Origin of the sequence: Kytococcus sp. HMSC28H12 (assembly GCF_001816045.1) — a bacterium.
Taxonomy (GTDB): domain Bacteria; phylum Actinomycetota; class Actinomycetes; order Actinomycetales; family Dermatophilaceae; genus Kytococcus; species Kytococcus schroeteri.
Window position 1 is genome coordinate 1 of sequence record NZ_KV824664.1, and the last position, 747, is coordinate 747.

The 747-nt window shown below is 78.8% G+C and carries 1 protein-coding gene and 1 pseudogene; both read right to left on the reverse strand.

Going from position 1 to position 747, the window contains the following annotated elements; translation table 11 throughout:
- Window positions 1-491: pseudogene (locus HMPREF3099_RS10675) on the reverse strand (hypothetical protein); the annotation flags it as partial.
- Window positions 488-747: hypothetical protein (locus tag HMPREF3099_RS13155; protein ID WP_371327540.1), on the reverse strand; the 260-nt coding region annotated here is incomplete at its 5' end. The pseudogene HMPREF3099_RS10675 and the gene HMPREF3099_RS13155, both read right to left, overlap by 4 nt.

A 747-nucleotide genomic window follows, 5' to 3' on the forward strand; every position in this document is an offset into this window, starting at 1 on the left:
CGCCCCGGAGCCCCGGGCGGCCCCCAGACGGCCACCACCGCGCCCCGTCGCTCGATCCCGGAACCCGGTGGGGCACCCTCCCCCGCGGCGGCGTGCTCCAGCTCGGGCTGTTCCTCCCCGCCCTCGGTCGGCGCGGCCGCGGCACGGGCGCGCACGAGGACGTCCGCCCACTCCTCCACCGTCGCGGTCCACGCGGCCGACACCGACACCCCCCACTGGGCCAGCCGACGCTGGGCCGCCTCGTCGTGCGGCGCGTGCACCCCCACCACCACGACCTCCACGGACCGCAGGGCGTCCACGCACTCACGGTCCATGTCGCGCAGCCCCGCGGACACCACGGCGACGGTGCCGGTGCCGGCCTCGGCCACGCCGAGGAGGTCGGCCACGTCCACGCAGCGGCGCACCACCCGGGCACCGGGCACCTGGCTCAGGACGGCCGCCAGCGGCGGGTCCCACTGCGGCTCGACGGCCAGCAGCACGTCCTCGCTCACGAGTCCTCCCCGGCCACCGGCGACCCCGCCACCGGTACGGCGGTGAGCTCCGCACGGCCTGCCGTGGTGCGCAGCACCTCCTCCACCTCCCGGGTGGGGACGAGGAAGTCCACCGGCACCGCCTGGTTGCCCCCGGCGAGCCGGGTGTCCGGAGCGTGGACCCGGGCCACCTCCGCCCCCGCCAGGGCGCGGCGTGGCTTCGGGCGCTCGCTCCTCCCGGACTCCGGGGCCGGCGTGGCCCAGAGGTCCACCCGGG